Origin of the sequence: Celerinatantimonas sediminis (genome assembly GCF_046054195.1) — a bacterium.
GTDB lineage: Bacteria > Pseudomonadota > Gammaproteobacteria > Enterobacterales > Celerinatantimonadaceae > Celerinatantimonas.
In genome coordinates this window covers 472,721-498,589 of sequence record NZ_JBEQCS010000001.1, presented here as the reverse complement: position 1 = coordinate 498,589, position 25,869 = coordinate 472,721, and the positions used below count along the sequence as shown (strand labels likewise).

At 44.8% G+C, this 25,869-nt stretch carries 23 protein-coding genes; 14 read left to right on the top strand and 9 right to left on the bottom strand.

Going from position 1 to position 25,869, the window contains the following annotated elements:
- Positions 1 to 12 precede the first annotated feature (12 nt).
- Positions 13 to 1,536, top strand: coding sequence for a glycerol kinase GlpK (gene glpK / locus ABTQ23_RS02345; protein ID WP_408614017.1), 1,524 nt, complete (start codon positions 13 to 15; stop codon positions 1,534 to 1,536).
- Between the two features lie 69 nt (positions 1,537 to 1,605).
- On the opposite strand, the gene ABTQ23_RS02340 is transcribed toward glpK, so the two are convergent.
- Positions 1,606 to 2,226 (bottom strand): flavin reductase family protein, encoded by a 621-nt coding sequence (locus ABTQ23_RS02340; RefSeq protein ID WP_408614016.1) that lies wholly within the window; start codon positions 2,224 to 2,226, stop codon positions 1,606 to 1,608.
- Between the two features lie 471 nt (positions 2,227 to 2,697).
- Between ABTQ23_RS02340 and ABTQ23_RS02335 the strand changes: the two genes are divergently transcribed.
- Both ABTQ23_RS02335 and miaA read left to right on the top strand, forming a co-directional pair.
- Positions 2,698 to 2,913, top strand: coding sequence for a DUF1127 domain-containing protein (locus tag ABTQ23_RS02335; RefSeq protein WP_408614015.1), 216 nt, complete (start codon positions 2,698 to 2,700; stop codon positions 2,911 to 2,913).
- Between the two features lie 154 nt (positions 2,914 to 3,067).
- Positions 3,068 to 4,000: a tRNA (adenosine(37)-N6)-dimethylallyltransferase MiaA gene (gene miaA, locus ABTQ23_RS02330; protein ID WP_408614014.1), complete on the top strand. Its 933-nt coding sequence runs from the start codon at positions 3,068 to 3,070 to the stop codon at positions 3,998 to 4,000.
- Here miaA and ABTQ23_RS02325 read toward each other — a convergent pair.
- Together ABTQ23_RS02325 and ABTQ23_RS02320 are read right to left on the bottom strand one after the other, a co-directional pair.
- Positions 3,967 to 4,146, bottom strand: coding sequence for a DUF3624 family protein (locus tag ABTQ23_RS02325; protein WP_498038931.1), 180 nt, complete (start codon positions 4,144 to 4,146; stop codon positions 3,967 to 3,969). The genes miaA and ABTQ23_RS02325 overlap by 34 nt on opposite strands.
- Positions 4,147 to 4,278: 132 nt before the next feature.
- Positions 4,279 to 6,534 (bottom strand): TonB-dependent siderophore receptor, encoded by a 2,256-nt coding sequence (locus ABTQ23_RS02320; RefSeq protein ID WP_408614012.1) that lies wholly within the window; start codon positions 6,532 to 6,534, stop codon positions 4,279 to 4,281.
- A 194-nt stretch (positions 6,535 to 6,728) separates the two neighbouring features.
- On the opposite strand from ABTQ23_RS02320, the gene fes reads away from it, so the two are divergent.
- Positions 6,729 to 7,964, top strand: a complete 1,236-nt coding sequence (fes, locus tag ABTQ23_RS02315; RefSeq protein ID WP_408614010.1) for an enterochelin esterase — start codon at positions 6,729 to 6,731, stop codon at positions 7,962 to 7,964.
- On the opposite strand, the gene fepB is transcribed toward fes, so the two are convergent.
- Positions 7,961 to 8,920: a Fe2+-enterobactin ABC transporter substrate-binding protein gene (gene fepB / locus ABTQ23_RS02310; protein ID WP_408614008.1), complete on the bottom strand. Its 960-nt coding sequence runs from the start codon at positions 8,918 to 8,920 to the stop codon at positions 7,961 to 7,963. The two genes, fes and fepB, sit on opposite strands and share 4 nt — an antisense overlap.
- 219 nt (positions 8,921 to 9,139) lie before the next feature.
- Here fepB and ABTQ23_RS02305 point away from each other — a divergent pair, with 219 nt between their 5' ends.
- From ABTQ23_RS02305 to ABTQ23_RS02290, 4 genes are all read left to right on the top strand, one after another.
- On the top strand, positions 9,140 to 11,359 hold the full coding sequence (locus ABTQ23_RS02305; RefSeq protein WP_408614007.1) for a TonB-dependent receptor: 2,220 nt from the start codon (positions 9,140 to 9,142) through the stop codon (positions 11,357 to 11,359).
- Positions 11,360 to 11,537: 178 nt separating this feature from the next.
- On the top strand, positions 11,538 to 12,545 hold the full coding sequence (locus ABTQ23_RS02300) for a YheT family hydrolase (protein WP_408614006.1): 1,008 nt from the start codon (positions 11,538 to 11,540) through the stop codon (positions 12,543 to 12,545).
- A gap of 87 nt (positions 12,546 to 12,632) precedes the next feature.
- Positions 12,633 to 12,869: a YheU family protein gene (locus ABTQ23_RS02295; protein ID WP_408614005.1), complete on the top strand. Its 237-nt coding sequence runs from the start codon at positions 12,633 to 12,635 to the stop codon at positions 12,867 to 12,869.
- A 15-nt stretch (positions 12,870 to 12,884) separates the two neighbouring features.
- Positions 12,885 to 13,754 (top strand): phosphoribulokinase, encoded by an 870-nt coding sequence (locus ABTQ23_RS02290; RefSeq protein WP_408614004.1) that lies wholly within the window; start codon positions 12,885 to 12,887, stop codon positions 13,752 to 13,754.
- A gap of 17 nt (positions 13,755 to 13,771) precedes the next feature.
- Here the strand turns inward: ABTQ23_RS02290 and ABTQ23_RS02285 are convergent, their stop codons facing one another.
- Complete coding sequence (locus tag ABTQ23_RS02285; RefSeq protein WP_408614003.1) at positions 13,772 to 14,182, bottom strand: OsmC family protein; 411 nt, start codon at positions 14,180 to 14,182, stop codon at positions 13,772 to 13,774.
- Between the two features lie 547 nt (positions 14,183 to 14,729).
- Between ABTQ23_RS02285 and crp the strand changes: the two genes are divergently transcribed.
- The 6 genes from crp (at position 14,730) to ABTQ23_RS02255 (ending at position 21,078) form a co-directional block, all read left to right on the top strand.
- Positions 14,730 to 15,368 (top strand): cAMP-activated global transcriptional regulator CRP, encoded by a 639-nt coding sequence (gene crp / locus ABTQ23_RS02280; protein ID WP_408614001.1) that lies wholly within the window; start codon positions 14,730 to 14,732, stop codon positions 15,366 to 15,368.
- Positions 15,369 to 15,653: 285 nt separating this feature from the next.
- Positions 15,654 to 16,565 (top strand): LysR family transcriptional regulator, encoded by a 912-nt coding sequence (locus ABTQ23_RS02275; protein ID WP_408614000.1) that lies wholly within the window; start codon positions 15,654 to 15,656, stop codon positions 16,563 to 16,565.
- A gap of 166 nt (positions 16,566 to 16,731) precedes the next feature.
- The gene (dctP, locus tag ABTQ23_RS02270; RefSeq protein WP_408613999.1) at positions 16,732 to 17,799 is read left to right on the top strand and encodes a TRAP transporter substrate-binding protein DctP; all 1,068 of its coding nucleotides are present in this window, start codon (positions 16,732 to 16,734) and stop codon (positions 17,797 to 17,799) included.
- A 2-nt stretch (positions 17,800 to 17,801) separates the two neighbouring features.
- A complete protein-coding gene (locus ABTQ23_RS02265; protein WP_408613998.1) occupies positions 17,802 to 18,311 on the top strand; it encodes a TRAP transporter small permease subunit in 510 nt (169 codons plus the stop codon).
- A 1-nt stretch (position 18,312) separates the two neighbouring features.
- Entirely contained in the window at positions 18,313 to 19,632 is a 1,320-nt protein-coding gene (locus ABTQ23_RS02260; protein WP_408613997.1) for a TRAP transporter large permease, read from the top strand.
- A 9-nt stretch (positions 19,633 to 19,641) separates the two neighbouring features.
- Complete coding sequence (locus ABTQ23_RS02255; protein ID WP_408613996.1) at positions 19,642 to 21,078, top strand: N-acyl-D-amino-acid deacylase family protein; 1,437 nt, start codon at positions 19,642 to 19,644, stop codon at positions 21,076 to 21,078.
- A 79-nt stretch (positions 21,079 to 21,157) separates the two neighbouring features.
- Here the strand turns inward: ABTQ23_RS02255 and ahpF are convergent, their stop codons facing one another.
- The 4 genes from ahpF to ABTQ23_RS02235 all read right to left on the bottom strand — a co-directional run bounded on the left by ahpF (position 21,158) and on the right by ABTQ23_RS02235 (position 25,738).
- Positions 21,158 to 22,711: an alkyl hydroperoxide reductase subunit F gene (gene ahpF / locus ABTQ23_RS02250; protein ID WP_408613995.1), complete on the bottom strand. Its 1,554-nt coding sequence runs from the start codon at positions 22,709 to 22,711 to the stop codon at positions 21,158 to 21,160.
- Between the two features lie 74 nt (positions 22,712 to 22,785).
- Entirely contained in the window at positions 22,786 to 23,343 is a 558-nt protein-coding gene (ahpC, locus tag ABTQ23_RS02245) for an alkyl hydroperoxide reductase subunit C (RefSeq protein ID WP_408613994.1), read from the bottom strand.
- Positions 23,344 to 23,510: 167 nt separating this feature from the next.
- A complete protein-coding gene (locus ABTQ23_RS02240) occupies positions 23,511 to 24,311 on the bottom strand; it encodes a DUF1338 domain-containing protein (RefSeq protein ID WP_408613993.1) in 801 nt (266 codons plus the stop codon).
- Positions 24,312 to 24,508: 197 nt separating this feature from the next.
- Positions 24,509 to 25,738, bottom strand: a complete 1,230-nt coding sequence (locus tag ABTQ23_RS02235; protein WP_408613992.1) for a coiled-coil domain-containing protein — start codon at positions 25,736 to 25,738, stop codon at positions 24,509 to 24,511.
- Between the last annotated feature and the right edge of the window lie 131 nt (positions 25,739 to 25,869).

Genomic DNA, 25,869 nt, shown 5'->3' with positions numbered 1-25,869 from the left:
AAGGTATTAATTATGAGTGATTCCATTCCAAACAAAGATTATATTGTCGCTCTTGATCAGGGAACAACCTCTTCACGTGCTATTATTTTTGACCAACAGGCCAATATTGTCGGTGTTTCGCAGCGCGAGTTCACCCAGTATTATCCTCGTACCGGCTGGGTTGAACATGACCCAATGGAAATTTGGTCAAGTCAAAGTTCCGTCTTAGTGGAAGTGCTCGCTAAAACAGGGATCCGCTCCGATCAAGTGGCTGCCATCGGGATCACCAACCAACGTGAAACCACTGTTGTGTGGGATCGCAAAACAGGCCGACCAGTTTATAACGCAATTGTCTGGCAGTGCCGACGCACCAGTGACATCTGTGATGAACTAAGAGAGCGCGGCTTAGAGCAATATATTCGTGAAAATACGGGCTTGGTTATCGATGCTTATTTCGCAGGTACAAAAATCAAATGGATTTTAGATAACGTTGAAGGTGCTCGTGAAAAAGCCCAGCGCGGTGAGCTGGCCTTTGGCACCGTTGACAGCTGGCTCATCTGGAATATGACGCAAGGGCGCGTTCACGTCACTGACTACACCAATGCCTCACGTACCATGCTATTTAACATTAATACGCTGGACTGGGACGAACGAATGCTCGATGAATTGGGTATTCCTAAATCCATGCTGCCGGAGGTAAAAGGTTCTAGTACCATTTATGGTAAAACCAATATCGGTGGTAAAGGCGGGACTCGTATTCCAATTGCTGGTATCGCGGGTGACCAACAAGCGGCACTTTTCGGTCAGCTGTGTACCCAAAAAGGAATGGCCAAAAACACCTATGGTACTGGCTGCTTTATGTTAATGAATACCGGCACAACTGCGGTTAAATCAGAGCATGGCTTGGTCAGCACACTCGCTGTTGGTGATAACGGTGAAGTCAACTATGCGCTTGAAGGCTCGGTGTTTATGGGCGGCGCAACCATTCAATGGCTACGTGACGAAATGGGAATTATCCATGAAGCTCGCGATACCGACTATTTTGCCAGCAAAGTCGATGATACAAATGGCGTATATCTGGTACCCGCCTTTGTCGGACTCGGCGCGCCATATTGGGACCCACATGCACGAGGCGTCTTAGTCGGCTTAACTCGTGGGGCAAACCGCAATCATGTTATCCGTGCAGCATTAGAATCAATTGCCTATCAAAGCCGTGATATTCTTGATGCAATGCAGCAGGATTCAGGGCTTAAACTGGCAAAACTAAAAGTCGATGGCGGCGCTGTCGCTAATGACTTCTTAATGCAATTTCAATCCGATATCATGGGCACCCGTGTCGAACGGCCAAAAATGATTGAGTCTACTGCGCTTGGTGCAGCCTTACTTGCAGGCCTTGCGGTTGGTTTCTGGCCTTCCACTGATGCGATACGCAAATCGCTTGAGATAGACCAAACCTTTGCACCACAAATGCCAAGAGAAGATCGTGAAAATCGCTATAAAGGCTGGAAAAAAGCCGTGAAGCGCTCATTGGCATGGGATAAAGAAGACGATGAGTAGTCGTATCTTTTTCTGCTAGTTACTTTCGCGCCGCCACTTATGGCGGCGTTTGTTTATCTAAAATTGACATCATTTAGGTCGTCTTACAGTAAGAATATCACCCGGCAACTGATAAATATTTCCCCCCAAACGAGCCAGAGGCATCAGTTTTTGCGGGTTCACCATAATCCGCCCCTGATCATTAATATAGCCAACATCATCATCGATGTAAGCCTGCATAATCTGCCCGAAAATTAGCGTCTGAGCGCCCTCATCACCAATCGTTTGCAGTTGATGTAATTTACACCCCAGCGCCACTTTTGCCTGACTAATGCGTGGCAGTGCAAATTTAGTCATCTTACTCATGGTAAGTTCACTTGCTCCAACTTCAGAGTGGTTACGTGGCAAGCTCGCAGCTGTCTGGGTCACCTGCTCGGCTAATGATGCATCCGCAATATGCACGACAAACTGACGGCGTTTACGAATGTTATAAAGGGTATCTTTCTCATCGCGGTTGTCCGTTGCAGGCCCAACCGAGAACATGATTAAAGGTGGGTTAGCACACACGGCGTTAAAAAAAGAAAACGGAGCAATGTTGTAGTTACCTGAGTCATTTTCACTTAAAACCCAAGCTATTGGACGGGGAATTATCGTCTGGATCATGGCGTGATAACTATCATTGCCTTTGAGTCGTGAAAAATCTAAATTCACAAATCCTCCTATCTGATCGCATCTATATTCATCATACGCAACATCAGCAAAAGATGTCAGGACTTGAGCTCAAATTTTTCACCTCGAACCATCTTTGCCGCTGCTGACATATTTATTCATTAAGTTGGGCCAAAAGCGCTGATATATGCATAAAAAATAGATAACTCTATATCGCATTTGGGTTAAATAAATTTATATGAATAAATTGTTAAATTTAACGGATTGAGATTTTTTATTATTTCCCCGAACCCGTCACAAAAACCCTTGTAATAACTGCAATAATTAATAGATATGGGTTTTCACTGATAGCGCTAATGAGTTATATCCATCGCTGCAAGACGTAACATCAGTGTAAACAAGGCAGCCATTAATCATTAGAAAAAGTAATCCTTAGACATGAGTTTTGATCGTTTGATTGCTATACAGTGACTGACTATTATCTGCTCAGAATTTACGAAGGAGGAATCCACAATGGCTACAAAAATCGCACAGGTAGAACACCGTAATCAGGACGCTATGTCATGGCGTCAAATTTTTCAAAAAGCAGCAGTTGTAATGAACCAATGGCAAGATCGCCATCGTACTCGTCAGCATTTACAGGATATGCCTGAATACTTGCTCCGGGATATCGGTTTAAACAAACAAGAACGTCAGGACGAAGTTAATAAATATTTCTGGCAACGCTAGGATTTTTTAACGGATTCGTCTTCTTAATTTCGGCACGCTCAGCGTGCCGATTTTGCATCTGCACCATCTTCACTGCCGCGCACTGATAAAAGCTTTGTTCGAACGAAACAAGGTTTGTTAAACTTCCTCAGGTTTTTAATCAAACAAAGTGCATATGTCTTTCTCAAGCCAATACAATCTGCTGGTTATTCTCGGACCTACCGCATCGGGTAAAACCGGTTTAGGCGTTAAGCTCGCCCGCCATTATCAAGGTGAAATTCTATCCGCTGACTCGCGTCAGGTTTTTAAAGGGATGGATTTAGGCTCTGGTAAAGATTTAGAAGAATATGGCGAAATTGCCTATCACCTGATTAATTTAGTCGAGCCAGGTTCTGATTACAGCGTCTTTCATTATCAGCAAGATTTTTTTAGCGCTTATCAAGACATTTGCCACCGACAGAAACTGCCCATTATGGTTGGTGGGACCGGGCTATATATTGATGCCATTACCCAAAATTTTGCACTTAAAGAAGTGCCAATTAACCACACTCTTCGCGAATCACTAAAAGAGCTGTCCTTAGAGCAGCTCCAAGAAAAACTGCTGGCCCTTAAACCTGAACAGCATAACAACACGGACCTAATAGTTAGGCCTCGCTTGGTACGCGCGATAGAAATTGCACTCGGTGAGAAAGAGCCAGTTGAACCGGTGTCCTATGCGCAAATTAAGCCACTGATTCTAGGAATCCAATGGCCGCGCAGCGAACTACGCGCGCGCATTACTGAGCGCCTTAAAGAGCGTTTTAAGCAAGGAATGCTAGAAGAGGTTGAAGCACTACATCAACAGGGCGTGAGTTTCGAGCGGCTGGAGTTTTTTGGGCTGGAATATCGTTTGATTGCGCAGCACCTCAAGGGCGAGCTTAATTACAACGATATGTTTCAGAAACTAAATTCACAAATTCATCAATTTGCCAAACGCCAAGATACCTGGTTTCGCAAGATGCAGCGGCGCGGTGACAATATCCACTGGCTCGATGCCCATCAAGATTTAATGCAGCAAGCTTGTACGGTGATTGATCAATTTAGCTTTGAATCACCTGAGATTTTATAATAAAGCGCCATCACTAAATGCGCGAGCAGCAATAACCCAGCAGCTGCGCTAATAAAGATAGCGATGACGCGATAAACTGCGGTGAGGTTATCACTGTACCACAGGCAAATTAAACCAATGATTAGAAGCAGTGCGTTTAAAATCATGCACTGTCGACAGCGACCTAATTTTTGCCAGAACCAATCGCTAGAACACCCCTGACATGCCATATGAGATTATCGATTTAACAAAAGATAATGCATCATAGCATGCCAGAGATAAGTTCTGGTTAGAGCTAATTAAAAGTGCGTGTTTAAGCTGGCATAAAAGGTCCGGCCTGACTCATTATAAGTCTGCGCACCTGCGCCACTCATATAATCATTTGTTCTTGAGTTAGTGACGGTCAGAGCATTGCCCTCACGGTACTGGCGTTTATCAAACAGGTTTGAAACTCCTGCAGTGAATGAGACATATTTATTCACTTCATAAGTGCCGCTAAAGCCAAAGATAGCGTATGGCGCAACTTCATTTTTCTCACTGCCTTCCGCAGGTTCACCTTGATAATCATATTTACGCGGTTTCTGGCGACCATACCAAGTCATAGTACTTTGCAAAAACAGTGAATCCGTTGCCTGCCATCCCAGTTTGGAGTTGATGGTAAAGCGAGGGATAACCGAGAGATAATCACCAGTATCTTTGTTTTTATTCTGGATCATATACGTCAGGTTGTTTTTCAAGCTTAAATCACGGCTCAGCGGAACATTTACCGTTCCTTCTAAACCTTCCACTACTGCTCGTGAAATGTTAGTCCATTGATAAATATTGGCAGCATCGGTGCTAGTTGTACCAACAGGAGTTGTCCCGGCCTGAATTTTATTATGATAGTCATTACGGAACCAGGTTAAACCGGCCTGATAACCGTTATGGTCATATTCAATGCCCAACTCTTTATTCACACTATTTTCTGCTTTTAAGTTAGGGTTACCCATCAAATAACAGGCATCACTGCTGTCATAACAGCCGTTACCTTTACTAAACAGTAAATAGTTTGCATTGGTCTGATAGAGGTTTGGCGCTTTATAAGCACGGGCAATACCCATTTTCAGAGTGAAGTCACTGCCTAATTCCTGAGACAAGTTAAGCGATGGTGACCAGTTGTCTCCAGAGAAAGAATGATGATCATAACGCAGCCCTGGCGTTAACATCGTTGAGTCAGTCAGCGCGATGTTATCTTCTAAGAACAGCGAATAGATTTCATCCGATGAGAAAGGACTTCTATCTGATGAAACACCATCAATATCACCATATGCTGCGTACAGACTTTGAGAGGTTGAAATTGGGTCATTCATATGTTCATGAACATATTCAGCCCCGGCCGTCATGGTTTGATTCACCCATGCTTTAAATGGAACATCCACCTCTGAATGCAATGTCCAGTTTCGCAGTGCAATAGTGCTAAATCCTTCATTGGTGGTATCAAAAATCCCTTCCGTACCCCCAGCTAACCCTTCATTAATACGTGAGTTACGAGTGTATTCATACTGCACGTAGTTGTTGGTTGTAATCCCATTTGCCCAACCACCAGTCCAGTGCACAGCATACTGCTGACGATACAGGCGGTTGGTTTCATCACCGTATTCTTCTTCCACCAGCGTGTTACTGTTGGTGTTTTGTGTATCCCCTGCATAGAGGTTGCCTTGACGACTGTAATCAACCGAAAATTCTAAATGTTGATTCTCGGTAACATCCCAGCGCAATTTAGAGTGCAAATCTTTATCGACAACCCCTTCACGACCAGCTGGATATTCATCAGCATAGGTGCCGGTGCGCTCGGTGGTGTGGCCAGCATTGATGTCACGGGCATCAGGTTTAGTTTTGCTATAACCTGCGTATAACTGCAAAAATAATGAATCGCTTAGCGGACCATTTAAACTCACATTAGTACGCCGTGAACTGCCCTCTTTGCTGTGTTGCGGGGCGTTCATATAGGTGTTCCAACTGCCATGCCATTTTTTAGTTGGCGATTTGGTGACAATATTAATCACCCCACCTTCGGCGCCGCTCCCATAACGCGCTGCCGCGGGTCCTCGAATCACCTCAATGTGATCGACCATTTCTGGTGGAACCCAACCTGTATCACCACGCGTATCACGTTCACCACGCCAGCCATAGCGAACTGAATTTCGGCTTTTCACAGGCATGCCATCGACCAAAATCATGGTGTTCTCAGGTCCCATCCCACGAATATCAATTTGGCGATTATTACCACGCTGACCACTGGTGGAGTTACCGGTAAGATTCACCCCAGGCATGGTCCGAATAATTTCAGAGAGATCTCGCGCTGGTGGTGTTTTTTCGAGATCATCTTGGGTAATAATGGAAACGCCGGGAGCCTGCAGAGTTTGCTTAGCCGCAACAACAACCATCTGCTGCTTCTTTTCTACTTTGCTTTGGTCTGTGGTGGAATCTTGGCTCTTGGCGATGGCGGGGGTGGCTAGAGTCAACAGAGCAAGTTGCACTGCGACAGCCAGTGTTGTTCTTCCTATTGGTTTCATCGTTTATATCCCTAAAACAGCATCTGATAAGTCACTATCAGATTTTTCTAAAGCCCATCTGAGCACCTATATTTATCCCTATATATTGATAAATAAGTGATTATGGGGTTGACCGAGTGAAGCATCAGATAATATTGCAAATGATAAGTATTATCAATATCATTTGCTAATGATTTCTTACAAAGGCTATTTTCATGCAGAGTGACTGGTTCAAACGGCCCGACTTAGGCGAGCAAAGTTGGTGGGACGAACTGAAAAAGATAGGAACGCCCTTAATTGAACAGAGCGATAAGGACGATGGAACGGCTCGGGTTAGCTTTATTTGGCAAGACCCAGAACCAGATGCAAAACAATCCAACACTCAACGAGTGTGGCTCAATCTGACCGGGGTGAATGATCACCATCAATGCATGTATCCACAGTCACTTGAGCGGATTGGCCAAACAGATGTCTGGGCATTAGAGATGAACCTTAACCGAACCTACCGCGGTAGCTACGTGTTAATGCCAAGTAGCCAAGATAGTGACTATCAAGGCCCAGCAGATGACATGCTCAGTGTACGCACTTGGTGGCAGAGTATTTTTAGCCATGCTCAGGCCGACCCATTGAACCATCATCGTTCTTGGACTGGTGGTCGAGGGATCCCATCTTCAGCGCTACACATGCCGGATGCCCCCGATCAAAGTATCTGGCAAAGCGTCGATGAAGGGGCCAATATAACTGGCGATATTCAACTCACCCAACACCATTGGAATAGTGCATTGCTTGAAAATAGCCGCCGCGTCTGGACGCTTTGTTTTGGCCAAAGCACAAACCAAAGACCACTGGCAATCATCTTAGATGGTGCATTTTGGATTGAACAGATGCCCCTGCCTATTCCACTTTCGCAATTAACCAAACAGAGCAAACTGCCATCGGATGCGGTGTATCTGTTCATCGATTCGGTCAACTCAGCCCAACGCGCTCAAGAACTGCCATGTAACCCGACCTTTTGGCAGGCCGTGCAACATGAACTATTGCCCCAAATTAAAGAACATACGCCATACTCGCAAGATCCAGAGCGCACCATTATTGCCGGACAAAGTTTTGGCGGATTAGCGAGCGCCTACGCCACGTTAAAATTCCCATCGATTGCCCGTAATGCAATCTGTCAGTCCAGTTCATTCTGGTGGCCTAAAAAGCAAAAAGACAACCTTGATGGCACACTGCTTAGCGAGCTAGAGCAACATCAATTTAGTCGCTTGCGTCGGCGCTTTTTTATCGAATCAGGCAACGGTGAATTACTGATTCAAAAAGCCAATCAACATGTCATTGAACTATTAAAAGCCCAAGGACATGCGCTTATCTCTCGCACCGTTACCGGCGGACACGATGCAATGTGCTGGCGTGGCGGTCTCACCGATGGCTTGTGTGCACTTTGGGCGAATTAGTTTTTATTAAATAGTTGAGAGAGTCGCTCTAACAGCGCATTGCTACTGTAATAATCTAAACGAAACGTATCTGCACCTAGCGCATAAACCCGGTTGGCTTTGGCCGCCGGGAACATCTTCAATAGCTGATCCTGCTTGAGCTGGCTCACCGCTTTATTGCCTACCCCAAATAGCAAAAAGGTTTTACCACTCAGCGCATTAAAAAGATGCTCACCACTGACCCGCACCATGTCGTTACGCTGATTAGTTTTACCAATAGCGCCATTGGGTTTAGCAAGCTTAAATCCCAAAGAAGAGAGTAACTGGCCCTGAGCTGAATGCGGCTGCCAAAGACTAACCGAGCGAATGGCAGCGTTATAAACAAAGGCATTCACGGGTTGTGGGGGTAGTTTCAACTTACTTTTGAGCGTTTGCACGCGCTTGGCAAATTCACTGATTCGCGCATGCGCCTGAGACTCATGGCCTGTGGCTTGGCCCAGGATTGTCACCAGTTTTTGCCAACGATTGGTGCTGTAATCTAATACCAATGTTGGAGCAATCTTTTGCAGCTTGGCAAGCATGCCGATGGCTGAATCTTTACCCGAGGCACTAACCACGATTAAATCAGGATGCATTTGAGCCACTCTTTCGGCATCCACATCACCAATATATAGCGGTTTAACGCCGCGTTTGTGGGCAATTTTGCCCCACTGCTTAAAAAAACCATATTGGTCGCTAAAGCGATTATTAGGAACTGCCGCCGCAGTTGCAATCACGGGCGCATCAATGGCAAGCAATGACCCGGTTAGTGTCACACTAGTGCTAACAATTCGTGTTGGGGGTTTGGCTAAAGTAACTGTGCTCAATGGGGTTTTAATCTGCCTTGGCCAAGTTCCGGCATGAGCCACACCAACAAAACTAGTCAGGGCTAACCCAAGAATAAAATAGTGCCAAAGACGCAGTGCGAAAATCTTCATAGGGATCTTTTGATGCAAATAAAAACGATTCTTATTTATATCTTATCTAAATGCAAGTTCGCGATCACTTTGAAAATATTCAATTAATCTGGATCAAACAAATTATCGGATTGCTAAAAAGTTGTCTTGAAAAGGCTTTTTAACATTTGACTCACCGACATAAACTAAATGATAATTATTCTCCTTTTTATTTGTATAACTATTTGTTGGACAGGGACGATGAAACTAAAGGTATTATGGTTATCCGCCTGTTTGTTGCCAGCAATCACTCATGCCGCAACGACAGATTCCACTAATTCCAAAAAAGACACTAAAAAACTCGATAACGTAGTCGTAACTGCTAGTGCCGATGCATCACGCAATGGCCTGTCAGAAAGTTACGCTGGCGGTTTAGTCGCCCGTGGCCAAAATTATGGCTTGTTAGGTGATCAGGACTATATGGATATCCCATACAGCGGGACGTCATATACATCTGATTACATCGACGATATTCAAGCGCAAGGGGTTGGCGATATTCTCCAGACCGACCCAGGCGTCAGGGTTGCTCGCGGCTATGGTAACTTTCAAGAAACCTATTTTATTCGCGGCTTTCTCGTTAACTCCGATGAAATTGCCTACAACGGTTTATATGGCGTACTGCCTCGCCAATATGTTTCATCCCAGTTGATTGAACGGGCTGAAATTTTTCGGGGCGCAAGTACCTTCATTAATGGTGTTGCACCAGGTGGCGGTGGTACGGGTGGGACAATTAACCTAGTTCCCAAGCGGGCTAAGAATGTTCCCATTACGAATATCTCAGCGGGTGTGAATGCCCAAGGCCAAACAACCGTTTCTGCTGATATTGGCCGGCGCTTTGGTGAGCATGACCAGCATGGTCTACGCCTGAACGTTGCCCATACCAATGGCGATACCGCAATTGATGAAGAATCAGTTAAGACTAACGTTGTCTCATTAGGTTACGACTGGCGCGGCGATAAAACCCGAGTTTCAGCTGACTTAGCCTATCAAGAGCACAATATCAAACAGGGTCGCCCTAGCGTTACGATCGATGGTTTAAGCAGCGTTCCATCGGTTCCTAAAACCACTAGCAACTGGGCGCAGCCTTGGAGCTATTCCGACGAACGGGATGTCTTCGGTACTGTGCACATTGAGCATGACTTTAGCGATACCACCACTGGCTGGTTTGCAATCGGTGGGCGCATCTCACATGAAAGCAGCTCGCTGGCTAACTTAACCCTAAGCTCAACCGATGGCGATGCCACCACCTATGCTGCGGATACCAATCGAATCGATTACGTGTTTAGCACCAAGATGGGGTTACGTGGCCAATTTGCAACGGGTCCGGTTAGCCACCACTGGAGCATTGAAGCATCAACCTATCAGTTATATGAAGAAGCAGCTTACGCTTGGAGTGACTACAACGGGATTAATACCAATTTGTACAACCCAACCGATGTCAGTAAACCTGCCACTGTGAGCTGCACTTTAACTTCATGTTATTCCGGTGGAGACATGGATAATCCAGGACGAAAAGCGCGAAATAATCTACCTAGTCTTGCACTATCCGATACTTTAGGATTTTTTGATGATAGCTTACGTTTAACCCTTGGGGCTCGCTATCAGCATATGGATATCCGCAGTTATCTCTACAATGACGATGCAGGCACAGGTAAAACAGCAGGCTCACTGGACACCAAATACTCAAAAAGCCGATTATCACCTGCTGTAGGCGTGGTCTATGAGCTGACTCCAGATGTTTCGTTATACGCCAACTACAGCGAAGCGCTTCAACAAGGCGGGACTAACACCACAACAGGCTCGAATAACTATGGTGCGGTACTCTCTCCTTATGTCTCCAAACAAAAAGAGATTGGGGTGAAATATGATGGCGGCGACCTGGGCGGAACGCTAGCATTGTTTACCACCAGCAAACCAAGTGCTGGTATCAATAGCGATAACTACTATGCTGTTGATGGCAAAGAAAAACATCGCGGTATTGAAGCGACCTTCTTTGGCAAACCAATACAATCAGTTAGCGTCACGGGTGGGGTCACCTATCTCAACGCCAAACAAGCTGATACTACCGATAGCACCACTGGTGGCAAAAATGTTATTGGGGTTGCGCACTTGCAAGGGAACGTTGGGCTTTTCTATACCGTGCCTGCGGTTAAAGCATTAACCTTAGATACCCAGGTTATCGCCACCGGCTCACGTTATGCCGATTCAGCCAATACCCTTAAAGTCGGCGGCTGGACTCGGGTTGACTTAGGTGCCAAATACACCATGGACTTGGGTGACGATCAGTTAGTCTTGCGTGGTCAGGTTAAAAACCTATTCAACCGAGCCTATTGGGCCTCTGTCGGTGGTTACACTGGCTACGGTTATTTAGTGGCGGGAGATCCTCGTTCACTTAACGTATCAGCGACCTATAAATTTTAAGTCATTTGCATCTGTGCTGTTTAGCTAGGGCGGTTGATCTTTTGTGATTAGTTTTGTTCAAAATACGTTTCATTTGAACAAAATCAGACCACCGAAGATCACCCCCCCTGATACAGATGCAATTTTGACCAACGCTATTTATAATCATGGATATGTTGGATGAAGGATCCCATGATTTATGCCTAGTCAGCTCACAGCCCCTTTTAATCCGCCGCTCCTTTTTAAGAATCCGCATTTTCAGACCATCTACCCGACCTTTGCGCGGCAACATCAACCATTCATCAAATGGCAACGCTTAGAGCTAAACGATGGCGATTTTGTCGAGCTTGCACTCAATGGTGCACTTACAGCAGAACCGCTGCCCATTGTCATCATGCTACCGGGTTTAGAGGGCTCACTTGAGAGCCACTATATCAAACGCTTGCTGGGTAAGATTTCGCAGCTCAACACTCTTGCGATTGTGTTGCACCACCGCGGCTGCGGCCAAAGCCCTAATCGCCTCTGGCGGAGCTACCACAGCAATGACCAGATGGGATTAATCGCACTGGTAAACATGCTTAAAGCGCAATATCCCCAACGGCCACTATTTGCCGTGGGTTATTCAATGGGCGCAAATTTGCTGGCAAACTATTTAAGCGCTCATAGTGAAATCACAAAAGCGGCGCTAATCAGCCCACCATTTGATTTGGCGCTAAGCGCACAAATGATGAATGACGGAGTTCGTCGCATCTATCGCCGTTATCTTTTAGAGAGCTTAAAGCAGCGCCTTATCAACAAAATCGATGTATTTGCCAATGCTCCACTGAGCTTAGCCGATGTAAAAGCCGTTCGCAGCATTGCCCAGTTTGATGAGCTTTACACCGCTCCGGGTTGCGGTTTTGCCGATGCCAACGACTATTATCAAAAAGCCAGTTGCATAAATAAGCTAGCCACGATTCAAACGCCTACTTGGCTATTGCGCGCCGTCGATGACCCCGTCATTGATCCATTACCAGAGGATTTTCAAGCAAAACTAAGCCCTCACGTTTACACTCAAATTACCCCCTATGGTGGTCACGTTGGGTTTTGCGACTCACTCTTAGCCAAACGCAGTTGGCTGGATAAAATGCTTATACAATGGTTTGCGTTAGAGGCGAGAAAGGGTGAGAATAAAAATGTCATAAAAACAAATAAAAATGCTGTTTAACTATCAAACACCAGCACTTTGAAATTGGCTGAACAGGCTATTATGTGGTACAAAATATGACGCTCTTTTCTCGATTAGGAGGGAGAAATGATTATTCCTTGGCAGCAAATAAACGGTGAAACGCTGACCAACTTGCTGGAATCTTATGCACTGCGTGAAGGAACCGATTATGGCGAACAGGAAGTTCCCTTTGATAAAAAAATTGAGAGCTTACGTAGCCAGTTAGAAAATGGTGACATTGTGATTGTCTATTCGGAATTACACGAATCGGTCAATCTGATGAAAAAAGAGGAATTTAAAGCGTCCGAGAACGAACAGCTTTAGCATCTGGAAACGACTATGTCTGCGAAACACCCAATTATTGCAGTAACCGGCTCATCAGGAGCAGGGACAACTACCACCAGCGAAGTGTTTGCCCACCTATTTCGTCAGCTTCGCCAAAAAGCGGCATTTATCGAGGGCGATAGCTTCCATCGTTATACCCGCCCTGAAATGGATATTGCGATTCGCAAAGCCCGCGAACAAGGTCGCCATATTAGTTATTTTGGCCATGAAGCAAATGATTTTCAGCTGCTGCATGACTTTTTCAAAGAATATGCCGATGAAGGCAGCGGTCATTACCGGCGCTACTTGCACACCTTTGATGACGCTGTGCCTTATAATCAGATGCCTGGCACATTTACCCCTTGGCAAAACCTAACCCCCGACACTGACCTACTGTTTTACGAAGGTTTGCATGGTGGTGTGGTCTGGGAAGATGTCAACGTGGCGCAACATGTCGACTTGCTCATCGGAATGGTACCGATTGTCAACTTAGAGTGGATTCAAAAGTTAATTCGAGACACCACCGAACGGGGCCACTCCCGCGAAGCTGTTCAGGAATCCATTGTGCGTTCGATGGATGACTACATCAATTACATCACACCACAGTTTTCGCGTACCCACATTAACTTTCAGCGCGTACCTACGGTTGACACATCCAATCCATTTAGCGCTAAGTCCATTCCAAGCGCCGATGAAAGCATGTTAGTGGTCCGCTTTCGCGGTATGAAAAACATCGATTTTCCGTATTTGTTGCAGATGATTGATGGTTCTTTTATGTCGCGCATCGACACAATGGTCGTTCCTGGCGGGAAAATTGGCTTTGCAATGGAGCTTATCTTGCTGCCAATTTTAGAGCAGTTGTTGCAAACAGGCAGCGTCCGATAGACGCTGCTGCTTTAAAACTATTCGTTGATCACAACTTCATAGCTATGTTCAATCGGGCAGTGTTTCGCCAGCATTAGTGAGACTGAACAATATTTTTCCATCGACAAGTCAACTGCGCGAGCGACCTGTTTTTCGCTAAGCTCACTTGAGCCGGTCACGGTAAAATGCATGTTGATCTTGGTAAATACACGAGGTGCAGTGTCAGCGCGTTCTGTCGTTAACTCAACCTGACAGTCACTAATTGGCTGGCGCGCTTTATTTAAAATTGAAACGACATCAATAGAGCTACAGCCACCTGCTGCCAATAACACCATTTCCATTGGGCTTGCCGCTGTTTTTGCACCATTACCATCCATCACAATGGTATGACCTGAACCGGATTCACCGATGAACTGCATATCTCCAGCCCATTTCACTTTTACTTGCATCACTCTCTCCTAATGCTCTATTTCAAATAGTGCATCAGCTTAATCAACCTTAAGGCGAAAGGCTAGCGCTATCGAGCGCAGCACAGCAAAGACAAAAGATAGAAAAAGCAGAAGATAAAAATGAACAAAAAGAGCAGCAGCAGATTAAATTAAATCAAAAATTGCCCACACAATGAATGGCATGAAGAGCTAAATTGCAGAAAAATACAAATAACGAATAATTTGGCACAACGTTCAACGCTACCATCAAAATGTCCGATGTTCTAGTCCAAAAGTTTTAAAATAAAGCTTGGTTATCAGTTATTTGAATATAGCAGGAAATTATTTTTACATTTTATTAACCTCATTACTTTATAGCTGGTTGTAATAGTTGACAAATTTAACTAAAGGCAATTGATCTTTCGCAAATTTAAGGCCAGTTTATTGCAAAAAAGCCTCTTGCAGCGACTGTTCAAGCCGCTTATGCTAGAAGTCTAAGGGATGAATCGAAGTGCTAGGATTTCTTGCACTATTTAATATAAAACTACAAAAATATAGAGGACTACCTATGGTACTCGGAAAACCTCAATCGGACCCTGTATTAGAATGGTTTCTGTCACACTGCCATATTCACAAATATCCTTCTAAAAGTACCCTCATTCACGCAGGCGAAAAAGCTGAAACTCTTTATTACATCGTAAAAGGTTCAGTGGCCGTTCTGATTAAAGATGATGAAGGCAAAGAGATGATCCTCTCTTACCTAAATCAGGGTGACTTTATGGGAGAACTTGGCCTATTTGAAGAAGACGATGAGTCAACTCGTAGTGCGTGGATCCGGGCTAAAACTCCGTGCGAAGTTGCCGAAATATCCTACAAAAAATTTCGTCAGTTGATTCAGGTGAATCCTGATATTTTAATGCGCCTGTCCACTCAGATGGCTAAGCGACTGCAAGTTACCAGTCAGAAAGTCGGTAATTTGGCATTTTTAGATGTAACCGGGCGGATTGCTCAGACATTGTTGAACCTTGCCAAACAACCTGATGCAATGACTCACCCTGATGGAATGCAGATTAAAATTACTCGTCAGGAAATCGGGCAAATTGTCGGTTGCTCTCGAGAAACAGTTGGCCGAATCTTAAAAATGCTAGAGGAACAGAATTTAATCTCTGCACATGGCAAAACAATCGTAGTCTTCGGTACCCGATAGTAACGAGAAGTTAGCCATAAAATACTATGGCTAACTTCCTTAAAGATAGCTTTCGTTCTGCACCATTTTTATTGCCTTGATACAGGGCAATGCACTTTGTTTGTGCAAAAATTATTTTTTGGTACAAAATTTGCTGATGACTTATCTATAAATAAAGAATAAAAAAATCTCTCTTTACCCGTCTTTCCTTATATATCATTACCTTTTGGTTATACTCTAACTTTTCTTATATAAGGTGGTATCTAAATTGCTTGAATGCTACATCGTTGTTCATTGGTTCAAGCTATGTCTGTTTCCCCTTCTAATATAAATTTACGTCAAATTGAGATTTTTCGAGCCATTATGGTCACCGGCTCAATCAGTGGCGCATCTCGCTTATTGATGGTTTCACAGCCAGCAATTAGCCGAATGCTCTCCTATACCGAACAACGAACAGGCTTAACGTTATTTGAACGGATCAAGGGGCGACTCTACCCATCACCTGAAGCACGTCGTCTATTTCAGGATGTTGAGCACGTTTATCGAGATGTGCAACGGGTGAATACCACCATTAAAGACTTGCTCCAACAACAGCATGGCATATTGCGTATCGCCAGTAGCCCAAGTCTTGGACATTGTTTGTTACCTCCAGTCATTGCTCAATTTAGAGAACAATACCCTGATATGCGCGTCAGCCTTGAGTGTGTACGACATATCCTGCTGCGAGACCGCTTATTAGATGGTTATGTGGACTTGGCCATTTCACTGTTTCCGATTGAACATCCGAACCTTGAAGTCTCTAAATTACTCTCAGCCCGGTTGCTATTTGTCGCCCCCAAAGATCACCCATTAGCGCAGCGTGAGCAGCTAACTTTAGCCGAACTTGAGAATGAATCATTCATCGGGTATATGCCTGAAACCCCTTTTTGCGAGCTGACTCAAGCGGTCTTTGAAGAAGAAGATACCCAATATCTGCCCACGATTGAAGCCAGTTCGCCGCAATATGCCTGCTCAATGGCCAAAGCTGGCGTAGGGATTACCTTAGTGGATGAGTTCTCCTATTCCGTCCATCAAGACAATCTAGCCGTTTTGCCAATAAAAACTCCCTACCGGCTCAACGCTAACTTAATTCATTTGCGCCAGTCACCACTGTCGCAGATGGCTCGTTTATTTGTTGAGCAAATGCAGGACTATACCGCCAACGAATTTACTTTTTAACGCAGATTACGACTACCCTATAACAATAGGTTAAGGGGTACGAATAAATCAGCATACGACAAAAACGATAATTTTTTGAACAATCAAATAAGGTTCTGGATAAACCAGTTTCTTGTTGAACTGTTCAACAGTTTATATCTGAATCACAACATCTACGGAGACCACTATGAAGTTAAAGACATATTTCCATTCACGAAAGCGCCAGTTAACGGCTGTTGCTTTCACATCTGCCATGCTTATGTCTGGCTTCAGTAGCCAAGCTTTCGCAACTGAAACACTCACATTTGCCTCTAATACTGCGTTAAGCGGTCTTCGCGGAGAAGCAGAAAAAGGTTTTGTTGATACTCTGGAAAAAGTATCACACGGCGAAATTAAAGTTGTTCCATACTGGGGTGGATCACTGCTGAAAGGGAACGAGATTCTCGATGGCGTGAAAAACGGCGTTGCCGACATGGGCTTTGTCAACATCAACTACTACCCAACTCGTTTATTGCTCAACAGTGCTTTCCAGCTCTTCCCTGAAGGCCCTGAAGACTTCAACACCAAAATGAAGCTCTACAATGAGATCTATAAACAGATCCCTCAGTTGAACCAAGAGTTTGCAGCGCAAGGTCAGAAAATTATCTATTCGTATACTTATCTGCCATATGCGTTTATCTCTCGTGATACGCTCAAAACAACTGCAGATATCAAAGGTAAACGAATCCGTGCATCGAGCCGTTGGTTGCTCAATATCCTCGACGGCATGGGTGCAACGCCAGTTTCTGTGCCTTGGAGCGACACTTATCAAGCCCTGCAAAGTGGCACCATTGACGGCGTTATGACTAACTACGATAGCTTACACCGTGTCGGTATGGACCAAATTGCGCCAAACATCTTAACCACCAAAAAATTGTGGGTAGCGGTTCCAATTCTAATCACCATAAACCAAAGCAAATGGGATCAGTTGTCACCGAAGATGAAAGGTTATTTCAACGAAGCGCGCAAAGTTGCAACCCAAAAATTCGGCCAGTACTACAACAAGTCATTTAACAAAATTGTGTACTTAGAGAAAAAAGCGGGTTATCACGTAAATGCCGCAACTCCTGCTGAAATTAACGCGATCGTAACCTCACCTGCGATTAAAAAGAACCGCGATCTGTGGCTTAAAGACGCGAAGCAGAAAAATGCCAAAAATCCTGAGCAGATCCTCGACAAGATGGGTGCTCTGATTAAACAGTCACTGGGGCAGTAATCATGCCTGTAGAGTATCAACAACCTCGATGGCTCACGAAGCTTAATCAATGGCTGGCAGAACTTTGCGGCTGGCTATTGATTATTGTGATGTTTTTCATGTGTCTCGATTTGGTGACTCGCGGTTTATCGAAACCCCTTTATGGGGTTTCTGAAATGGCCATGTTTACCATGATTTCGATTGTGTATCTTGGCCTTTCACATAGTGAAGAAAAACGCGCTCATATCAATGTCGACTTTTTGTTAGAAAAATTACCGACTCGTTGGAGTTATGCTTTAAGCATTCTGATCTCCATCATTTCTGTTGCAACCATCGCCATCGTTTTATGGGCGTTATGGACAAATGCCGCAGCGTCCTTTGAAAGCAAACAAGCTATTGCAGGCCCACAGCCGATTCTTATCTATCCGGTTAAATTTATTATGACGTTCTCATTCATTCTGTATCTGGTTCAGGCCTTAATGAATGGTTACGTAAATGTCCTTAAGTTTTTACATTGTTCGAAAGAGGCCTGATATGGATTTTACGACTGTTGGGATCTGTGCCATTGGTGCACTTTTACTCTTATTGTTTATCGGGCTACCGCTGGCATTAAGTTTTATTATTACCGGTTTTGTAGGTATTTTTTTACTGCTCAATACCCATGTGGCAACCGCATTGTTGGGTGAAACAGCCTACAGTGCAATTGCCTCACCGACCTTTACCGTGTTGCCACTGTTTGTCTTGATGGGCTCATTTGCCGCAAGTAGTGGATTTGCCGAACAAGCTTATCGAGGTATTCATAAACTTATTGGGACAGTTCCTGGCTCACTGGCTGTTGCCACAGCCTTTGCAAGTGCTGCGTTCTCGACGGTTTGTGGTTCTTCTCTTGCAACTGCCAGCGTATTTGGCCGAATTGCTTATCCAGAGATGCGTCGATATGGCTATGAGAAAAAATTCTCGTTAGGAAGTATCGCCTGTTCAGGGTCACTGGCTGCGATGATCCCACCAAGTGGGATGTTCATTCTGTTCTCTATTTTTACTGATGTCCCAGTTGGAAAGCTCTTTATGGCGGGTGTTTTGCCAGGGATCTTAACGGCTGTTGCATATGTTGTCGTTATTTTTGTCAAAGCCAAACGTAATCCAGAAATTGCCCCAACACCGAAATATGAGAAAAAACCTGATGTAAAAACTCGCATGACAGGTTTCATCGACCTGTGGCAGTTGATGGTTCTAGCAGGTGTTGTTTTAGGCGGTATGTATTCTGGGTTATTTACTGCAACCGAAGCAGGTGCCGTTGGCGCTTTTGGCGCGCTGTTAATGGGTGCGATCCGTGGTCCACTGCGCTCGATCAAAACTATGCGTGAATCACTTCGTGAATCAGCAGGGGTAACGACCACCTTATTTTTCATCATCATTGGCGCATTATTTTTCAGCCGTTTCTTAGGTTTGACTCGGATTCCATTGGATATTTCCCATTATCTGGTTGCCTCTGGGATGCCAGGCTGGGTAATTATGGCTCTAGTCTTGGTCATTTGGTTCTTAATGGGCATGATCATTGTGCCAGCAGCGGCCTTTGCTCTGACCTTACCGATCATCTTTCCAATCATTACCCAGCTGGGTTATAACCCAATCTGGTTCTGTATTATTGCGATGAAAATGGCTGAAATCGCAGGGGTTACGCCGCCTGTGGGACTGAACGCATTCGCCCTTGGCAGTGCTGCGGGCAAAGAGGTGAAAGTGAGCGAAGTATTCGCTGGCGTTTGGCCGTTCGTTGCCAGTGACTTGGTTGTTTTGGCAATTTTATTAGCCTTCCCAACGATTTCGACTTGGCTACCCACCACTATGTTTCATTAAGGAGTTTTGATGCACTGGGACTTACTCATCACCAACGTTCATCTGGTTACTGGGCTTAACGATCCAATTCAATTGGGATCTCTTGCGGTAAAAGATGGGCGAATTGCAGCCATTGGAGAGATTGATAATGACGCACAAGCGGATGTTATCATTGACGGACAAGGGCACTATTTATCGCCAGGGTTTATTGATGTTCACACCCATGACGATATCGCAGCAATTAAACACCCTGAGATGTTAACCAAACTTTCTCAAGGCGTTACAACGGTGATTGTAGGAAACTGTGGGATCAGTGCATCCCCTGCGGTATTAAATGACGCACCACCTGATCCAATGGATTTGCTCGGTGATCAGGAGGTGTTTGTCTATCCGCAATTTCGTGATTATGCCAAAGCCGTTGATCAAAGCATCCCCGCGGTTAATGTCGCAGCTCTGATTGGCCATACCACGCTACGCTCGCAAGTCATGGATAGATATGACCGAGCAGCAAGCGATGACGAAATAGAGAAAATGAAACAGCTTTTGGGCGACGCGCTTGAACAAGGCGCGATTGGTTTTAGTACCGGTTTAGCTTATCGCAATGCCCAAGCGACACCGAGTTCTGAGGTTGAAGCACTCTTAGAAGTCGTCGGCCAGCACGATGCGTGCTACAGCACGCATATGCGTAACGAGCGAGAAAATCTATTCGATTCAATCGATGAGTCACTTTCTGGCGCGAAGCTGCATGATGTGCCGCTGACTATTTCCCATCTTAAATGTGCCGACCCAGAAAACTGGGGCAAGAGTATTAAAGCATTATCCAAGATTACCCAAGCATCACAGCATCAAACGTGTTGCTGCGACTGTTATCCTTACGATGCATGCTCGACAACGCTTGATTTATGGCGGGTTCGCCACGAGTTTGAAATTCGTATCACCTGGTCCAAGCCTCATCCGGAACAAGCCAATCGACTGCTCAATGAAATTGCTGATGATTGGGGTTTAAGCATGGAAGATGCTGCTAAAAAGCTGATGCCTGCGGGCGCAATTTATCACAATATGTCAGATGATGATGTGAGTCGAATTGTTGCCCATCCGATGTCGATGATTGGCTCTGATGGCTTACCAAGCGATCCGAATCCACATCCACGGCTGTGGGGCACATTTTCTCGAGTATTGGCTCATTACTGCCGCGATCGAGGATTAATGAGCCTTGATGAAGCGGTTCGTAAAATGACATACATGCCATCAAAGCAATTTGGCTTAAAAGACCGTGGTCATCTGCGAGTGGGCGCTTGGGCTGATTTAACTTTGTTTGACTTTGAAAACCTGCAAAGTAAGGCAACGTACACCAATCCGACTGAACCAACTAGCGGCATTGAGTTAGTCGTCGTCAATGGTCAAATCACTTATAAAGAAGGCCAAGTGATTGGGCGCGCCGGACAACTGCTCAAACGCAATCAGTAATCCCGAACAGCACTTATAAAAAAACGCCCAATATTGCATTAATATTGGGCGTAAAGCACAGGAAGTAATTTACGTTAGCTTAATTCACTGAGCTGCGAATAAGATAATCAAATGCGCCAAGTGATGCGGTTGCCCCCGAGCCCATTGAGATAATAATCTGTTTGTATGGGCTGTTAGTCACATCCCCTGCGGCAAATACACCTGGCAGTGACGTTTGTCCTTTGGCATCCACAATCACTTCGCCACGAGAAGTGCGCTCCAGCGTACCTTCTAACCATTCACTATTTGGCACTAGGCCAATCTGGACGAAAATTCCCGCAACATTTAACTGCGCTGATTCACCATTGGCTCGATTGGTATAAGTTAAACCTATTACGCGTTGACCATCACCGAGGACCTCGGTTGTCGCAGCTTGGGTAATAACGTCGATATTGCTCATAGAGCGCACTTTTTTAAGCAGCACTTCATCGGCTCTTAGAGTATCGGAAAACTCAAGCACTGTGACATGCTCAACAATTCCAGCTAAATCAATCGCAGCTTCAATTCCAGAGTTGCCCCCGCCAATGACAGCAACTTTCTTACCTTTAAACAGTGGGCCATCGCAATGTGGGCAATAAGCCACACCTTTACCGCGATACTCGCGCTCACCGGGGACATTCATCTCGCGCCACCGGGCACCGGTTGCAATAATAACGGCCTTACTTTTAAGCTGTGCACCATTTTCCAGCTCTAACTCAAAGAGATCTTTTTTGGCTAATTTGGCAACACGCTGCGGTTTGATAATATCAACATCATAATCCAGAACATGTTCTTCTAAGCTTGCCGCCAATTTTGGGCCATCAGTTGTAGGGACTGAGATAAAATTTTCAATTGCATTGGTATCTAAAACCTGGCCACCGAAACGTTCGGCAACAACGCCAGTTCGAATACCTTTACGAGCGCTATAGATGGCAGCGGCTGCACCTGCTGGGCCACCACCAACAATTAACACATCAAAGGGTGCTTTTTGTGAAAGTTGCTCTGCTTGTTTGGCACTAGCCCCACTATCAAGTTTGTTGATAATTTCCGCCAACGTCATTCGCCCTTGGCCAAACTCTTCACCATTAAGATAGATAGTTGGGACCGCCATAATGTTGCGCCGTTCCACTTCATCTTTAAACAGCGCCCCGTCAATCATTGTGGTGGTGACGTTCGGATTGACCCGCGCAAAAGCATTCAGCGCTTGAACAACGGTTGGACAGTTTTGGCAAGATAACGATGCATAAACTTCAAAATGAAGCGGTTGAGAGAGCATTTTTGCTTCTTCAATCAGCGCCCCATCCTCTTTAATCGGGTGACCACCTGCTTGCAATAACGCTAAGATAAATGAGGTAAATTCGTGGCCCATTGGAATGCCCGCAAAGCCAACCCGTGGAGTTTCTCCTTTGGGAGCAATCTGCATTAAAGGTGCTCGCGAGTCGCTGACCTGATTAATTTGGCAACTAATTTTAGCGGATATTGCGCTTACTTCTTTGGCAAGTTCTGCTAATTCCTGAGCTTTTGCTGAATCATTGACAGACACAGTTATTTCTATCGGATTAGTGATATTTTGAAAATATGTGTCTAGTTGTTGTTTTACATTTGCATCTAACATCGTGTTTAACCCGTAACTGTGTATAAAACAAAGAACCAAGCTAAGAGCAGGTGGCCCCTGCTCTTAAATCTCACTTAGATTTTGCCAACCAAATCCAGTGAAGGAGCTAAAGTTTTTTCGCCTTCTTCCCATTTAGCTGGGCAAACTTCACCAGGGTGAGCGGCAACATATTGTGCAGCTTTGAGTTTACGCAGCAAATCAGTTGCATCACGGCCAATGCCTTCAGCGGTGATTTCCATCGCTTGGATGATGCCTTCTGGGTCGATTAAGAAAGTTGCACGGTCTGCAACGCCTTCATTTTCACGCAGCACACCGAAGTTATTGGCTAACAGATGAGTTGGGTCGCCAACCATGGTGTACTGAATTTTAGAAATCGTGTCAGATGAGTCGTGCCATGCTTTATGGGTAAAGTGGGTATCGCAAGAAACCGAGTAAATTTCTACACCACGTTTTTGGAATTCTTCATAGTGATCGGCCAAATCACCTAATTCGGTTGGACAAACAAAGGTGAAGTCAGCTGGATAGAAGAAAATAACAGACCATTTGCCTTTAAGATCTTCGTTTGATACTTCAATGAATTCGCCTTGTTTGAACGCATTTGCTTTAAAAGGTTTAATCGCAGTGTTAAGCATGGGTAATCTCCTTAAATGAACACACTGTTTGTTTAACGAGATTAAATATAGTCTAGTTATTTAATTGATAGAAATTGTTAATACCTTAACTATTGATAAGTTTTCACTATTAATTGCCACATAAAAAATAGGGCTTTATCAAGCCCTATTTGTGTTTATTGATTTAATTAGCCAGCCGCTCGCATATTCGTGCTATCAAAAATTTTATCGGCCGAAGCCTCCACAAAGCCTTGATATAACTGGCCACTCGCATCTGGATAGCGCAGAGCAAATTCATAAAAGCATGAGGGGATCAGCTCTTTTTGCTCAACAAAATCTACACAGACATGCTCGGCAAGAGTTGCCGATTGTTCTAACATCTCAGAGCGACTTCCTTTAATTGGCCCACCACTGCGATTGAGCTGATAGCCATGCTCAATCAACACTTCATTGACATCTTCAAGCGTATTAAAACGTTTCAGCGCGTTAACGCTCACCGTAAAATGATTCGCTCGATAGCCAAATGCTGCCACCCACGCGGCATATTCACTCTCGCTTAAGAGCATTTGGTAGTCCTGATAACTGATGCGCCAAGGCCTGCCACTATATAAAGCGCTGCTATCTTTCATAAAACCGGCAGGAATCTGTTGATAGAGCTGGCCAATAATGCGCTGCGCACCGCTTGAAAGCTCATCAACTTTCAGTTCACTGATAAACACTTTGGGAACATGTGGATCGGGATGCAACAAATAACGGGCACGTAATTTTTTAAGTTTGAACTGATACTCGTCTTTGTAGCGATATCCTAGCGCAATGAAATGACGCGCTAAGTCTTCTAAACGGATATCCGGCAATGCGTAGGTGCGAAAGGCAACATGATCATTAATGATCTCATCCTCATCACAAAGCAATTGCTGAATAGGTTTTGCACAGGGGGTTACTTCAAGATATTGCAGCCATAATTTGGCAAACAAGGCATCGATTTTCATCACCACCTCCAGCCACGAAACTCACAATTGAGCATGTTGGTACTTTTATCTTAACTGATACAGAGCATTTCCCCACTCTTAGCTTTGTGAGCCCCCTCACGGATCTGTATGTAGAGATACGAAAAAGCTTCTTTTATTTCATCAATTTGATCATTGAATCCAACAAAAGAAGCCCCTAAAGCATATTGAATTAACCGCTAAAAGTGGTAATCAAGCTGGGTTCTGAACAGATGCCGCATCGCATTGCGATCGCTGGTTGCATCGGCAGAGCGATTACGCCGCTGAACAGAAAAGAAAGTTTCCCAGACGATGTTTTTAAATGGCACGAATGTCGCGCCCCAGATCCAGCCTTTCGCATCACCAGGCAATGATCCCCATTCATCATCATGGGAGTAATCCCCATAGCGTTCAAAATCAATATATCGGGTATACAGCCCCCACGAGCCGACATCTTGTAAATCATAACCTTTATAATCAATTCGATACTCTTGGCTCACATTATCATCGTCGGCATTGGTGCGAACCAGAGCGCCTCTTAGTAAAATATCCTTGGTTGCCTGGAACTGCAGCTCTACCGCGGCCATGTTGTTCATCATCTGGTCGCCATCGTGGTTCTCGTTATTGGCATACGTCAAACTAGATTTGAGCGTGTCGCTAAGATCGGTAGTTATACTAATCCCGCGAATATTTGTTTCAGAACCATTTGGCATGCTGATCAAATCCCCTTGACGAGGACGCAACCAAAAGCCTTTTACATTCCAATTTTCAACCACATCGTAATCAACCGAAATCCCATCGGCCGCATGACCAAATGGCACATTCTGAAAGCCCAAGCCCCACCATTTTGTCCCCAGCGCTATATTGACATTATATGGTCTGCCTTCAACCCAAATACGCTGAACAGTCCCATCTTGATCATCACTACCGTCATCACCATCCCGCCATGATTGATTGACGGTATAACCTTTGCGAGTTTCACTTTGAAAATGAGCATCCCAATCTTTGTTGACGCGCATCTTCGCTTCTAAATCTAAGTAAAAATGTTTGTTGTTACTACCCGAACCAATTCCTGAGCGGTCATCGTCATCATATTTAGCTCTGAAAAAACCAAAGATGTCGATGCGATCGAGCTCTTCTTTTAATTTGTCATAAGAGCGATTGTTCGCCTGACGAGAAGACTGATCCACCACCACCTGTTCCTGAGATTTATCAAGTTCATCAAGTTTTTGTTGATATTGCTCCCTTAGCTGTTTCATCTTTGCCAGCTCAGCTTCATACGATTGCTGCATCTGGCTCATTTTTTCAATCTGTGCTTTTAATATGGCTGCATCTTCGCTGGAAGTTGTGGCAGCGGCGGCTGCAAAACTTCCTAATAAAGAACTGCTACAGCCAATGGCGACTGCCAGAGATAGTGCTCTGATTTTCATAATTAAGATCCTTCAAGCATCCATTGGCTTGTACTTGTCTATGCAAGCTGCTCGATTATCAAAACAATGAATCAACGATTATCCCAATCGTCTGGTGACAGATTTAAACGGAAAACGATTTCCGATTAAAT